Below are 14,141 nucleotides of genomic sequence, written 5' to 3' on the forward strand. Positions count from 1 at the left end.
TCTCTAGCCCTGAGGCACGGCAACTGGTCTCCCCTGCTGGATTGATGCCCTTGCCGCCAGCCCAATCTTCAACGCCTCCTTCCCTTCCCTTATGCCCACCCTGACGTCCCCTCCCATCCTCACCCGGTCGGCGAAGTCCGCCATCTCGTCCCTGTAGGCTTGGGCCCACCTTGTAGCGTAGCTGTCGAAGAACTCGTTGCTCGTGCCCCCGCTCGTGTAGACGTGGGCAAAGGTGTTCTCACCCAAGTCGACCGACACAGCGGCCTTGGTCCCGAGGATTTCGAGCCTTGCGTCGAATCCGTAGACAGTGTTGTAGCATGCATCGACGTAGGCAAGTGCCCCGTTCGCAAGCCTCATCACCACGGTCGTGGTGTCGAAGTCCCCGTTCTTCTTCAGGTCATCGTAGACCAGCGCCTCGCCTTCGGCGTAGACCCTGACGACCTCGCTCTGTGAGAGCCACCGGACCGCATCGAAGTCATGGCTGACAGTGTCCAGGAAGATCCCGCCGCTCTTGGCGGGGTTGGTCGACCAACCCAGGATTGGACCCGGGGGGTCACGGTTGTGCTCCTTGATCAGCAACACTCTACCCAGTTCGCCGCTTTCGACTGACTTCTTCGCCCTGAGATACGAATTGTCAAAGCGCCTCTGGTAGCCAACCTGGAACTTGATCCCTGCTCCATCGACCAACGACGCCATCCTTTCTGCCTCTTCGAGGGTCACCGAGATCGGCTTCTCGCAGAAAACGTGTTTCCTTGCCTCGGCTGCCGCCTTCGTAATGTCGAGCTTCAGGAATGGGGGCGTGCAAACGATGACAGCGTCGACATCTGGGTCTTTGATCAGGTCGTGGTAGTCAGAATACACCTTGGCCCCTCCCGCCACCTTCTCCGCTGCCTGACGGTCGATGTCCGCGACGCCGGCGAGTCTCACGTCCTTGATGTTCTTGGTGATATTACCAGCGTGGACACGCCCGATGGCTCCGGCCCCGATGAGGCCCAGACCGACTTCTTCCCCCATTGAATCCAGTCCCACCCGATTCGGCCTTTTAAGTTCCAGAACCTGAATCGCCGGGAGGACTAGAGCACCGCAGCTGCGACCTTCTTCACCGCTGCGATGACGTCATCAACATCTGAGTCGGATAGGAGAGGGCTTACGTCAAGGTGCACCGCTCTGGACATAAGGTCGAGGGACTTCTCGTGCTCCACTATCATCTTCTTCATGTTCTTGATGATGTGCCCCCAGTGCATGAAGGTGTGCCCGTCTACGACCCGGGGGTCGTACACCACAGTCGGGTAGCCGCCGCTGGTGGTCCTGATGTTCTCGGCTACGAGCGCGTCCTTGAAGAGCCTGGCCTTGGATTTGTCTCTGACGAAGAATACGAGAGAGATTCCAGCTTCACCGTCCGGGTCGTTCGACCTTCTGAACCGGATCCCCTTCAACCCCGCAATCCCTCTTCTGATTCTCGCGTTTCTCACCCTGACGCGCTTTACGACGCCGTCGATCTTCCTGAGCTGCTCCCCTAGGATCGCAGCCGTGACCTCGTTCATTCTGTAGTTCACGCCTGGGAACGGCTCGATCTCGAATCCAAACCCCTGGCCCGAGAACTGTCTATAGGGCGTCCCGATGTCATGGAACATCACGCACCTCTCGTACGTCCTCCTATCGTCGGTCACGAGGGCTCCCCCCTCGCCCGCCGTAATCATCTTGTTCAGCTGGAAGCTGAACGTGCCTACGTCCCCGTAGCTCCCCAGCCTCCTCTCTTTGTACGACCCCCCGGCCGCCTGGGCGACGTCTTCTATCAGGAACAGGGAGTTCCGCTTTGCGATCCTCATGAGGGTGGAAAGGTCGCACGGCACGCCCCTGGTATGCACTGCCATTATCGCCTTGGTCCTCTTGGTTATACGGCGCTCAACGTCGGCGGGGTCGATGGTCAGGGTGTCGTTCACGTCAGCCAGAACAGGGGTCCCGCCTGCTGCCACCACAGCGTCCGGACACGCGACCCACGCGTAGGTTGGGATTATCACCTCGTCTCCCCTGCCGACCTCGAGGCCGACCATCGCGGTATGCAAAGCCGCCGTCCCCGAAGTCAGGCCCAGGGCGTATTCCCTTGCCACATACTTGGCGAGGGCAGATTCGAATGCCCCCGTGACGTCCTTGAACTGGGGCCCGTAGAACCGGTAGAGCGATTGGCTCCTAAGAACCGACTCGACCGCTCTCATCTCCTCATCTCCTATGGCCGACCCTCCGGGATGCATCACCGGCAGCGGCTCCCTCCTCATGGGCGTACCGCCATACAGGGCGAGCTTGCTCCTTGGGCTGGGCAACGGAGTTCGGCTGGATTTCACTGGCTACCTTAACCTTTCCAATTCGGCTGGGACTAGGCCACCGGTTTCCGCTCGTTCCTCTGGAACAGATACACCCCAATCAGGATGACCGCCCCCCCGGAAAGCTGCACAGGGGTAATCTGCTCTCCTAGAAACACCAGGGCGAATACTGCTCCGAAGACCGAAGTTGTCGAGAACACGAGGATGGTCCTCACTGCACCAATCTTCCCGAGGGCAGCGATGGCGAGGAAGGAGGTCCCTGCCAGGGCGAAAGCCAAAGCCGCAAGAGGGACCCAACCGCTCGATGGGACGCCGACCTGGACTCCCAGCGAAGCAGCGACCAACAACACAAGGGCACCTCCGATCATGTTCCTGAACTTCGTGATCAGCCCGGGGCCGAACCTCTGGGTCGCGCTAACTATGAGGTTGTTCTCCGCAGACCAGGCCAGCGTCGAAGCGAGGATCAGGAGGTTCCCCAGGAGGCCCTGGAAGAACTGGATGCCCGAGAGCTCAAGGTTCGTCGACACGGCCACAATACCTGCGACTATGAACATCCCGAAGCCGAGCTGCTTCCTTGACAGCCTCTCTCCAAAGAGCCCGAACGCTATCAGCGCCGTGAACAGGACCTCTCCATTGGATAGTAGCGACGCGTTGACCGCGGTCGAAGAACTCAGGCCGTACTGATAGAGGACGGGTCCAAGGGCGCCCCCCAGCACCCCGAACAATACGACGTAGGGCAGGCTCTTCCTCCCTGGAAGAGCCTTCGGTCGGTAAGGCACCAGCACCAGTCCCGAAAGCAGGAATCCCCATGAGGCGATCGCAGCAGGACTGGCAACGGCCAACAACAGCTTACTCGATGTCGGGATAACGCCGCCGCAGACCGCCGCAAGGAACGCGTAGAGGTATCCGCGCCTGACTTCCCGGGAATAGGTTTCCTTCAAACGAAACGGTTCTCCTCTGGCCATGCAAATTGGGTGGATTAAGCCTACGACCGTGAAGAGCTCTGCGCTCGCGAGGGATTCGACGGGATAATCTTAAAACACAAGTCTCAGGTTCGTCCGCCATGTCCTCAAGCGAAGAAATGCTTGCGGAACTTCGAAAGATAAGAGAGCTCCTTACGCCGGCTCCCAAGCCTCCGGCACCCCCTGCTCCCAAGGGAATGTCCCAAGAATTCAAGGCCTTCCTCACCAACTACAAGGTCCTCGGCCTCGCGGTTGCGTTCATACTCGGTGTCTACCTTGGCGCGCTGGTACAGGCCCTGGTCAAAGACCTGATTCTCCCAATCATCGGCATCCCGCTGAGCAGCGTGGGCGACCTCAGCAAACTGACTGAGTCATTCGCAGGTCAAACCTTCGCCATAGGCGACTTCCTGATTGCCGTAATCACCTTCATAATCGTCGCCCTTGTCATCTTCCTCATCGTGAAGCTGGCGAAGCGGTACAAGCTCGACTAGTTGGAGCTCTCTCCAACTTGTTTTCCCGATTTGATAGTGTAATCTGTTAAGCATAATGTCAAAGGTTCTTGCCACGGTCAGGGATATTCCCCTCTATCAATATCATGCTGGATATCACGTTGAGCAGCAAGTTCGAGAAGGGATGGAAGGCTCAGGAGAAGGAGAGCTTCGGGAAGCGGACCCGCGACACCGTACGCGGTCCCAAGCCTATGAAGCCCCAGATCCAGAAGGCGACTCAGCAGCTAACTGGTGAGATCAGCCGACTGGACCAGGCCAACAACAGGCTGAAGCAGCGCGAAAGCTCCATCTTCAAGAAGACAGTGACCGCCGTACAGGCTCACGACCAAGAATCCAGCAAGGCGTACTCCAACGAGCTCGCCGAAGTCCGGAAGATGCAGAAGATAGTCACGCAGTCCAAGATCGCCCTAGAGCAGATCACTACCAGGCTGCAGACTGTCACCGACATCGGAGACTTCGCGGCTACGATTGCCCCGGCCATCGGGGTGATCAAGAACGTCCGCGCTACTCTTGGCGAGGCGATGCCTGACGCGCAGGGTGCTCTCGGAGAGATCGGCGCACAGCTCAACTCGATCATGGTGGACGTCGGCCAGATAACTGGCACGACCTTCTACCAGGCCGAGAACAGCGAAGAGGCGAACAAGATCCTCTCTGAAGCAGCGGCCATTGCCGAGAAGAGGATGAGCGAGTCGCTCCCAGAGGTACCAACCTCCACGGGCGAGTCCATCTTCACAAGCGAATAGACAACCCAGGCTGTTCGGCCCCAGGCCGGGCGGCCCTCTTTCTGTTTTCTTCCTCCCAGGCGACCGTCTGCGTCCGTCCCCCCAAGGCGCTTTCTGACCAGGCCCGCGTCTAACTTTAACTAATGCGTGCTGGCCCCGTCTCTGACCGATGCTTCCCAAGCGGGATTATGATGTCATCATAGCAGGTGGCGGCATGGCGGGTCTCATCACCGCAGCGTCGATAGGCTACAACTCGAAGGGAAAGGCACGGGTACTGATAGTTGACAGGAACAAGGAAGAAGAGCCGGGCAAGAAGACCAACAACGGATGGACCTGCGGAGACGCGACAAGCAAGCGCTCCCTGGACTACCTGGCAGAGCACATCGGAATAAGGTACGGCTCCCCAGAATTGGAGCACCCCGTAAGCGGCGTCTACGTCTACTCTCCGGACAGGAGGTCCAAGGTCCTATTCGAAGGCGAGGGATATCTCTTCAACCGGAAGCTTGCCCCAAGACGTCAGGTGGCCGACGCAAAGAAGTTCGGGACCGAGTTCATGTTCGGAGCGACAGCCGAGAAGCTCCTCTCCGATGACGGGTACATCACCGGCGTTTCGGGACGAAAGGCAGACGGGTCGACCTTCAGCCTCACGGCAAAAGTCGTAATCGACGCCACCGGGTCATCGTCCGTCCTGAGGCGCTTCCTGCCCATTCCTTCAATGATAGAGAAGGAGATTGACCCGGACGACGTCGTGGGCACCGGGCGATACATCCTCGAGTTCGACCCGGCGATGGAGGACAAGGCCTTCTTCGCCCCCGAATACTGCATCATACACCTGGACCAGTTCATCGCCCCCGCGGGCTATGCCTGGGTTTTCCCCAAGGGGAAGAACAAGGTCAACATCGGCCTTGGCGTCTCGAAGTCGGGGCTCGACCGGCGGAACAGGCGCTTCCACCTAAACGACAACCTGCAGACCCTCATCGACAAGTATGTGGCCGACAACCCTGTCATCAAGAACCCTAGGCAGCCCAAGGCAGACAGCGATTCGGGGAACACCAAAGGCAACTGGCAGGTCCCGGTCAGGCGGCACAACGACTGCATGGTGGCAAACGGCTTCGCGGTCGTGGGGGACGCCGCATGGATGCCCAGGCCCATAGACGCCGGGGGAATCAGCCCAGCAATCTACAGCGGAACGATACTGGGCAAGGTCATAGCCGACGCCGTGGAAGGCGGAGACGTCAGCGAAGCCTCCCTCTGGAAGTACAACGTGGAATACATGAACACCCACGGCTACCCCATGGCCAGCTTCGAGGTCCTCAGGAGGTACCTCCAGACAGTCACCAACGATGAGATCAACTACGGCATGAAGCATTTCCTTTCGGAGGAGGATGTCGCAGCGATTACGGAGCGCAAGCACCCTGAATTCAACAGGGCCAGGTTCATGAACCCGGGGATGTGGGTGCGGATACTGGCCCAGCTCTCCCTCGCCAGGGGACTTCGCTACACCGTCACCAAGAGCGCAGCACTGGTGGAGATCAACCTGGCCTACCCCGACTCTCCCGCCGGCTTCGAGGCCTGGAAGAAGCGCCTAGGGAAGGAGCTGGCGGAGACCGTAGAGAAGTTCAAGCCCCTGGACATCGCGAACTAGAAATAGCCGCAGCTGGCCGCCCGACGGGTCATGGCCTCAGACCCTCTCGACGCTCGGATAATGGGCTTCGTGAAGGAGGTCAGCCCTTCAGGCGCCTACCTCATGGGGTTCAACGAGTACGCAGGCAAACTCTTCATCGCTTCGGAGAAGAACGTTAGCGCCGCCCTGCGCAAGGTCCGGGCCCTCAGGAGGAAGGCCAAGACAGAGCTTCAGAAGAAGCTCCTGGACTCGATGAAGGTCAACCTTCTCTTCGACGAGCCCCAGCCCGTCCTCGACGACATCGTCGGGACCATATTTGCACACTTGGTGAAAGAGGGCGTCAGGGACGACCACATGTCCTCCCTCCTCGACTACGCCCTGAAGGACGTCGAAGCATGCGCCAAGCGTTACTCAAGGAAGAGCATCCCGGCGGCCGTAAAGGCCCTGACACTCTACAGGCTCGACGGTGCCCTGGAGATACTCGACACCGTCAAGAAGGAAACGAAGAACTCCGAAGTGAAGGCATCCTGCGACGCGCTCAAGAAGAGCATATCCGACTACGTGAAGCTGTTCGAACTCGAAGGGTGGGGGAAGGGGGAGTTCCCCAACGTCGAAAAGATATTCCGGAAGCAGCCCTTTGATCTGGGGAGGAAGAAGTTCTACCCGACTGTCCTGAGGAAAGGATACGACTACAGTGAGTCCCCCGACCGGCTTGAGAAGAACGCGATCGCCTGGATCGACGAGGAGCTCCCCCGCTTCAGGAAAGTAACGGAGAGACTCGCGAAGCAGTTCGGCTGCGAGGCGACCCCGGAGGAGGTCGAAGCTAAGATCAACTCCAGGATGAAGCTCGACCCAGCTAGGCTACTGAAAGTGACGCTCGATATGCGCAGGGTCATCCAAGAATTCGTCAACGAAGACGTCCATGGAATCAATCCAAAGTACAAGACGACGGTGATCGAGACTCCTCCTTACCTGACCGGGGTCATCCCCACGGGAGCCGCCCAGTTCTTCGACACCTACACGAAGAAGCCCTTCCAGTACTTCTTCCAGACCACCGACCCCAAGCGAGACCCAGACAAGTCGGTCGCTGCCCTCATCGACCTCTTGGTCCATGAGGAATACGGTCACTGCGTCCATCACTCAAACAGTGCCGTGGGGTTCGTCGGCAAGCTCCCTACACTGCAGCTTCTTGCGGTAGCTCCAACAAGCGCGCCCATTACTGAAGGGCTTTCCTTCAACAGGGAGCTGGAATTCTTCGAGGCCTCGAAGGCCCTGGAGACGAAGAAGAGGCTGACAAGGGCGGAGAAGGGCTACGTTGAGCTTCTTGAGAAGTACGGTGGCCTCAAGCAGGTCAACCTCGAAGTCGAGTTCATGACGAGGAGGTGGCGCATAGTGAGGTTCCTCAGGGTCGTGGGAGACGTCTGGCTCAACACCGGCAAGAAGGACCTTCTGGATTTCGTCGACTGGGCCCACGAATATACAGGGGTTCCGAGGAGCAGCGTCTACTTCCAGCTGGTCCCGGCGCACGAGGGACTCTTCCCCGGGTACGCCACGAGCTACGCGGTAGTCGGCCAGGAGATCAGGGCCATCGAGAAGAAGATCAAGGACCCGAAGAAGAAGGTGAAGTTCTCCACCTATCTTTGCAGCATCGGCTTCCCGCCGAGGAGCATCTACACGAAGATGCTCGTGGACTACGCAGCCAAGCTCAAGTGAGCCCGCGGGGGGAGAAACGCATTCAACTGGACGGCAGGGTGGTAGCCTTCCTCGAAGGGCTTCACTTCGGCAAGCTCGCTACCGTCATGAAGGACGGCTCCCCGCACGTCACCCCGATCTGGTACATGTACGAGGGGAACAAGCTGATCGTCAACACGACAACTGACAGGGTGAAGTACTGGAACATCAGGCGCGACGACCGTGTGTGTCTCCTCGTGGACGACGGTTACCCCTACGTGATGATCTTCGGAAAGGGGAGGATAGCAAAGGAGCGAGACCCCATGAAGGACATCGAGGCCCTGGCTATCAGGTACACTGGCGAGGAAGCAGGTCGGAAGGCGGCACGGGAACGATACTGGAAGATGGACCGAATCTCCATCGAGGTAGTCCCCCAGCGGGTCGTCGCTGACCTCTAGGACTCTTTCTGCATAGCCCTGAAGAAGAACTCGGTGACGAACCGCATGTAGGAGTCCCGGTCGGATATCCGCGAGAAGTGGATATGCTGAAAGATGACCCTGTTGAGCATCCCTAGGAGACAGTCGGCAGCCATTCCGGCATCAGTCTTCCGGAAGTATCCCTTGTCCATCGCCCTTTCGACCAGTGTGAAGACCATCTTCCTGACCCGGTCGAGGTCATCGCTCGCCATCCGGGCGCTTTGCTTGTCCAGCATCGCCGAGTCCCGGAGGTACAAACCGGTATCGAAGGCGTGCTCTGGGAAGGAGGATAGGTAGGTCTTTATGAACGCGGCGAGTCCTCTCTTCGGGTCTTCGCTCCTAGAGACGGATTCAAGCCTTCTGATGAAGGCTTCCATCGAGATCTGCTTTCTCGCAACCGCGTCGAAGAGCCCCTTCTTGTTCCCAAAGTGGTAGTAGATCACGGGGGCTGTCGTTCCCGACGCCTTGCAGATGTCCCTGACGGAAACGTTGGAGAATCCTTTCTCCGCGAAAAGTTTTGAGGAGGCGTCGAGGATCTTGTCTGCAGTCGCCCTTTGGGCCTGCAATCCGTGAAAGAATACCGCCTGTTCGTATATAACGCTTGAAGAGAATCTCAGGGGAATTTCATCGCGTTCATGATCGACCTAAACTCCGGGTCGTCCCTGAGCCACTGGAATCGCGGTTCGACGTTGGCCCAGACAAGCCAGCTCGACCTTTCCTCGAAGGCCTTCCGCAGCCATACTATCACTTGGTCCCTTTCCTTCATCCCGTTGTATACGACCGCAACCCAGTAGGACGGGACGTACTGGTGCTCAGAACGTTTCTTGAGCCGCTCCAGAATCGCAGCCGCCTCCTCCTTCCTGCCCGCCGAAGCGAGGCCGTGTCCCAGCATCGCCAAAGCCAGGGTCCCCTCCCCCGAGAGGCGGACGCCGGTCTCCAATTCTGCCAACGCCTCGGCATACATTTCTTTCTCGAGGTATGGCCTCCCGAACCAGACGTGTGTCTGCATGAAATTCGGCTCCAGTTCGACTGCTTTCCGGTACTGTTCTATCGCCTCGTCGTTCCTGCGTGAAAGATACAGCACGTGGCCGACTCCCGCGCTGATCGCAAGGGAGAGCGGGTCCAACTCCTGGGCCTTGCGGATCTCGGCGAGGGCCTCGCCGAAGCGGCCCATCGCCTTGAGGTAATCAGCGAAGTACTGATGGGCCGGAGCGTAGCCTGGGTTGATCGCGATCGCCTCCTTGAACTCCTCTTCGGACCCTCCCCAATCCCAATCGTACTGGTATCTGATGAGCCCCAGCGAGGCGTGGGCCTCGGCCAGGCGACTGTCGAGGGTGAGGGCCTTTCCCACAGCCTCTTTGGCCAATGGGTAGGCGCTCTTGGGCGCAACGAACTCCAAAAGCGCAAGGGTGGCGTAGCTATCCGCGAGTCCGGTGTAGGCCTTGGCGTAGTTCGGATCGATTCTGAGCGCCCCCTCGAAGAACCCGACTGCCTTCTTCAGCCCCTCTTCGTTCCTGGTGTTCCAGGCCTGCCTCCCCCTGAGGTAGCTGACGTAGGCCTCTGGGCTGGTGCTCGCCCTTGCCTCCGGGATTGTGATGCCCCCGAGCATCTTCTCCCTTAGCGCCCCGGCGACCCTTTGGGCAATATCGCTCTGGATTGCGAATATGTCACTGAGGTCTCTGTCGTATTCCTGAGACCATTTCGGTTCCTCGGTAGATGTGTCGATGAGCTGGACCGTGACCCTGACCTTGTCCCCCGCCTTCCTTACACTCCCCTCGAGGACGCTTCCGACGCCGAGCTCTCTGCCTATTTCTGAGATTGGCTTGCTGGTCCCCTTGTACCTCATGACCGAGGTCCTTGCGATGACCCTCAAGCCTTCAGCCTTCGACACGGAAGAAATCAGCTCTTCAGTCATCCCATCCGCGAAATAATCGTCTTCTCTCTCTTGGCTGATATTGCTCAACGGCAAGACTGCGACCCTATATCTTGTGGACCCGATTTCCTGGTCAGGCTTCTTCACCCTCGCCTCCCCAAGGCCGACAACCTTGTAGACGACGACCGCGGAGGTGACGTTCTTGAGCTGCGGCGACGCCATCGCCTCGAACTCGCAACCGACCTTGTTCACCACGCTTTCATACACCTGACCTGTCACGCAGACGCCCCCTGGGAGCGCAAGGGGTTCAATCCTCGATGCCACGTTGACCGCGTCCCCTGCGACGTCCGATCCTGAATGAATCACGTCCCCTAGGTGGACCCCAATCCTGACTGCGATCTTCCTCTCTGCCGGTCGCTGTAGGTTCTCTTCCTTCAGCGCGGTCTGGATGCCCACGGCGCAACTGACCGCTTCCGAAGCACTGCTGAACTCTACCAGGAAAGCGTCTCCTATGGTCTTCACTTCCCTGCCTCTGAACCTCGCGAAGAATGGCCGCATGAACACCCTCTGCTCCTCCAGCAACTCCATGGCAAGGGTTTCGTTACTTTGGGCCATTCCGGTGAACCCCACCATGTCTGTGAACATTATTGCGGCCAGCCTCCTCTCTCCCTCCTCCTGTCGGACTGTACTCCCTTGTCCGGACTGGTCGGGCTGCTCCTTTCCCATCTCGAGCACCGCCTGACCGTTCACAATCCTGATCCGCCGCCACCTCGAATCGGGGGCCTTTCCCCTGAACGCCCTCACCCTGATCTGATGCTCCACCACCCCGTTCGCTTCCACGCTCCGGCAGTCGATTATGCCGTCGACGAGGGACTCGTGCTGTTTGTAGAACCAATCCGAAGCCACTCCCAGAGCCACTGCGTTCATCAGCACCCCCTCCCTCGTCTTGTACAACGGGATGATCTTCGTCCTCCAGTAGTCAATCACGTCGTCTTCCTTGTTGTAGCGCGAAAGGACGGCCGTGTTGTCGTCGATGTGAAGCCGGTTCCGCTCGGATTCGGGAATCACCTCCGACATCTGCTGTGCTGCAGCCTTGGCCCAATCCTCGAGCTTGACCGACGAAGTCTTGAACGCGTCAGCCCCCTTGGGCAGGTCGGCCGGATTAACCCCTATCTGGACCGAGTAGCTGTCGATGAACCGCAGAAGGTCTTGCCCTTCGAGCTCCTTCACATCCAGCCCCATGCCCTTCACGGCGTCCCTCACCGCCTTCGGGTTGTGTTGGAAGATGTGCAGGTCAGTCTTCAGCCCTTTGCGCAGGGCCTGGGCGGCCATGGTATAGGCGACGTCGTACCAACAGGACTGGGGTTCGAATTCGACCAGGAAGACGGTGCCGTATTCGACCCCCCCGGGGATGAGGTCCTTGAAGAAAGGGATGTCCAGTGCCTTTGATTCTTCCACGTCGACCCCGAAACGAGTTTGTGGCGGGTTCCCGTTTTAAGTCTGACGTAGCCAAGACCAGCTTCTGCGAGGTTCATGCCTTAGCAAGGGATATACCCTTCATCCCGACGCCATGAAACTGAAGTGAAACGACCCGTCGAAGCGTTCCCAAACGCATACCTCGAGGTTGACGAGCCTCCGAACAAGGCCCTGCGTAACAAGGCTCTCGCGTTCATCGCAGCAGGTGGCATCGGCTTCTTTGCTCTGGTAATATTTGTTCTTCACTTCGAGCCAACCGGCTACAATCCGCTGACCCAGGCTGTCAGCGACTACGCCGTCGGCTCGTTCGCATGGGAGATGCAGCTGGGGTTCTACATCGGAGGGATAGGGCTGGCGACCCTTGGGGTTCTCAATTACCTCTCAGCGAAGGCCAGATCCTCCAAGGTCGGGTCTGCTCTTCTCTTCCTTGCGGGAATCGCCCTTTTCACCGTGGGGGCTTTCCCCACGGACCTTGAAGGCACACCCGCAACGCTCCATGGAATCATGCATAGCGTCATTTCGCAGGTCGTCTTCTCGGCTGGACCGATTGGGATGGTCCTGATTTCATACGCAGTGGGCCGCAGGCCATTCCTAGCGACCTTGGTCGCCTGGCTGACAGCGGGAGGTTTCTTCGCCCTTGTCACGGCCCTATCTCTAGGCGCCTCGGGACTCGCCGAACGACTCTTCATCGCAGTCCTCGTTGTCTGGTGGTTTGCCGACTCGGTCTATCTGTCAAAGTCTGCTTGAGGGCATCAGATTAACGGCAGTCTCTGCGCGTGGTAAGGAGGTGCTATCGTCCGAGTTTAGTCGAAGTCGCCGCCGCCGTCCCCGCCCATGCCTCCTCCGCCTGGGGGTCCGGATGGGCCCTTCGACTTGCCCGCGGCTATTACGTCGTCGATCCTCAGGATCATTGACGCTGCCTCGGTGGCCGACTTTATGATCTGGACCTTCACCGCCAGAGGCTCGAAGACCTGGCGCTGGAACATGTCCTTGACCTTCCCGTCGCTCGCCTCAACCCCGAACCATGTGCCGCCCTCGGCGTGCTTCGCCCGGAACTCGACCTGTGCGTCTATGGGGTCCATGCCCGCGTTCAGGGCGAGTGCGATCGGAATCGACTCCAAGGCTTCGGCGAACTTCTGAGCCGCGAGCTGCTCTCTCCCTGAGAGCTTCTCCGCCCACTTCATCACCTGGTAGGCAGCCTCGGCCTCGGCAGCCCCGCCGCCCGCCACCACTGCCGGCTTCTCTATGACGTCCTTGGTCACCATTAGCGCGTCGTGCAGCGACCTCTCCCCTTCGTCGACGATGCGCTGGGTTCCTCCTCTGAGGAGGATAGTGACCGCCTTCGGGTTCTTGCACCCCTCGATGAACACCCATCTGTCCTCCTCTATCTTCCTCTCCTCCACCAGGGCAGCATAACCTAGGTCCCCTGCGGACAGGTCTTCGAAGTTGTTGACCACCCTTGCGCCCGTTGCCTTCCCGAGCTTCGTCATGTCGCTCTCCTTGGCCCTCCTGACCGCAAGTATCCCTGCCTTCGCCATGTAGTGTTGCGCGATGTCATCAATCCCCTTCTGGCACACTACAACCGTGGCGCCTACCTGGGCGACCTTGTCCACCATCCCCTTCAGCATCTTGGTCTCCTCGTCCAGGAACTTCTTCATCATGGACGGGTCGTTGATGTTGATCTTAGCGTCGAACTCGGTCTTTTCGATTTCGAACGGCGCGCTCACCAGTGCAATCTTTGCCTTCTCGACCCTCTTGGGCATCCCTGAGTGGACCACTTCCTTGTCGAGGATGATTCCCTGAACGAGCTTGGTGTCTCTCATTGACCCTCCAGGCTTCTTCTCTACTTTCACGTTGTCAATGTCTACCTTGTACCCCTTCTCTGTCTTCTCGGCCACCGCCATGGTGGCATCGACGACCAGGTTGGCCAGCTCCTGCGCCTCTCGGGATACGAGCTTCGTCTGCATGCTCGTCCGTGCGACCTTGACCAGCCACTCCTTGTCGTCGGGCTTAACCCTCTCCGCTACCGCCTCCAGAGCCTCGGTCGCCTTCCGCGCCGCCTTCGAGTAGCCGTCCACGATCACGGTCGGATGCACATCCTTGTCCAGGAGTTCCTCGGCCTTCTCGAGGAGCGCTCCCGCCAGGACCACAGCTGACGTGGTGCCGTCCCCTACCTCGTTGTCAGTCGTCTTCGAAACCTCAACCAGCATCTTGGCAGCCGGGTGCTGAACATCAATCTCCTTCAGCATGGTGGCTCCGTCGTTGGTTATCGTCACGTCGCCCAGAGAGTCCACGAGCATCTTGTCCATGCCGCGAGGCCCAAGCGAGGTCTTCACGATTTCCGCAATCAATTTGGCGGCATTGATGTTGTTCTTCTGAGCCTCCCTTCCTCTGTTCTGGCTCGACCCTTCTTTCAAAATCAGTACAGGCTGTCCCGAAGAGGTCATCGCTGAATAGGCTGTTGAAGACATCTAACTCGATGGGTATACAACCGAGTGGTGTATATA

The 14,141-nt window shown here is 58.8% G+C and carries 12 protein-coding genes; 6 read left to right on the plus strand and 6 right to left on the minus strand.

All coding sequences use genetic code 11. The annotated features are described in order from the left end of the window. Positions 1 to 3: 3 nt before the first annotated feature. From OK438_05595 to OK438_05605, 3 genes are read right to left on the minus strand one after another with little or no spacing between them, the layout of a single operon-like run. The gene (locus tag OK438_05595; GenBank protein ID MDA4124905.1) at positions 4 to 1,014 is read right to left on the minus strand and encodes a Gfo/Idh/MocA family oxidoreductase; all 1,011 of its coding nucleotides are present in this window, start codon (positions 1,012 to 1,014) and stop codon (positions 4 to 6) included. Between the two features lie 59 nt (positions 1,015 to 1,073). Continuing rightward, on the minus strand, positions 1,074 to 2,321 hold the full coding sequence (locus tag OK438_05600) for a DegT/DnrJ/EryC1/StrS family aminotransferase (protein MDA4124906.1): 1,248 nt from the start codon (positions 2,319 to 2,321) through the stop codon (positions 1,074 to 1,076). Between the two features lie 53 nt (positions 2,322 to 2,374). After that, a complete protein-coding gene (locus OK438_05605) occupies positions 2,375 to 3,262 on the minus strand; it encodes a DMT family transporter (GenBank protein ID MDA4124907.1) in 888 nt (295 codons plus the stop codon). 122 nt (positions 3,263 to 3,384) lie between these two features. Here OK438_05605 and OK438_05610 point away from each other — a divergent pair, with 122 nt between their 5' ends. From OK438_05610 to OK438_05630, 5 genes are all read left to right on the plus strand, one after another. Beyond that, positions 3,385 to 3,774: an MscL family protein gene (locus tag OK438_05610; GenBank protein ID MDA4124908.1), complete on the plus strand. Its 390-nt coding sequence runs from the start codon at positions 3,385 to 3,387 to the stop codon at positions 3,772 to 3,774. Between the two features lie 119 nt (positions 3,775 to 3,893). Continuing rightward, a complete protein-coding gene (locus tag OK438_05615; protein ID MDA4124909.1) occupies positions 3,894 to 4,535 on the plus strand; it encodes a Snf7 family protein in 642 nt (213 codons plus the stop codon). A 148-nt stretch (positions 4,536 to 4,683) separates the two neighbouring features. Beyond that, positions 4,684 to 6,159: an NAD(P)/FAD-dependent oxidoreductase gene (locus OK438_05620; GenBank protein ID MDA4124910.1), complete on the plus strand. Its 1,476-nt coding sequence runs from the start codon at positions 4,684 to 4,686 to the stop codon at positions 6,157 to 6,159. 30 nt (positions 6,160 to 6,189) lie between these two features. Continuing rightward, complete coding sequence (locus OK438_05625; protein ID MDA4124911.1) at positions 6,190 to 7,851, plus strand: hypothetical protein; 1,662 nt, start codon at positions 6,190 to 6,192, stop codon at positions 7,849 to 7,851. Beyond that, positions 7,848 to 8,267: a PPOX class F420-dependent oxidoreductase gene (locus OK438_05630; protein MDA4124912.1), complete on the plus strand. Its 420-nt coding sequence runs from the start codon at positions 7,848 to 7,850 to the stop codon at positions 8,265 to 8,267. Before OK438_05625 ends, OK438_05630 begins: the two co-directional genes overlap by 4 nt. On the opposite strand, the gene OK438_05635 is transcribed toward OK438_05630, so the two are convergent. Both OK438_05635 and OK438_05640 read right to left on the minus strand, forming a co-directional pair. Further along, the gene (locus OK438_05635; protein ID MDA4124913.1) at positions 8,264 to 8,851 is read right to left on the minus strand and encodes a TetR/AcrR family transcriptional regulator; all 588 of its coding nucleotides are present in this window, start codon (positions 8,849 to 8,851) and stop codon (positions 8,264 to 8,266) included. The two genes, OK438_05630 and OK438_05635, sit on opposite strands and share 4 nt — an antisense overlap. Positions 8,852 to 8,898: 47 nt before the next feature. Next, positions 8,899 to 11,616 carry a hypothetical protein gene (locus tag OK438_05640; protein ID MDA4124914.1) on the minus strand — a complete coding sequence of 906 codons (2,718 nt, stop codon included), beginning with the start codon at positions 11,614 to 11,616 and terminating at the stop codon, positions 8,899 to 8,901. Between the two features lie 123 nt (positions 11,617 to 11,739). Between OK438_05640 and OK438_05645 the strand changes: the two genes are divergently transcribed. Next, complete coding sequence (locus tag OK438_05645) at positions 11,740 to 12,381, plus strand: DUF998 domain-containing protein (GenBank protein ID MDA4124915.1); 642 nt, start codon at positions 11,740 to 11,742, stop codon at positions 12,379 to 12,381. 56 nt (positions 12,382 to 12,437) lie between these two features. Here the strand turns inward: OK438_05645 and thsB are convergent, their stop codons facing one another. Continuing rightward, entirely contained in the window at positions 12,438 to 14,105 is a 1,668-nt protein-coding gene (gene thsB / locus OK438_05650; protein MDA4124916.1) for a thermosome subunit beta, read from the minus strand. Between the last annotated feature and the right edge of the window lie 36 nt (positions 14,106 to 14,141).

This window comes from Nitrososphaerota archaeon (assembly GCA_027887005.1).
In the GTDB taxonomy this organism is placed as follows: Archaea; Thermoproteota; Nitrososphaeria; order Nitrososphaerales; family Gagatemarchaeaceae; genus UBA183.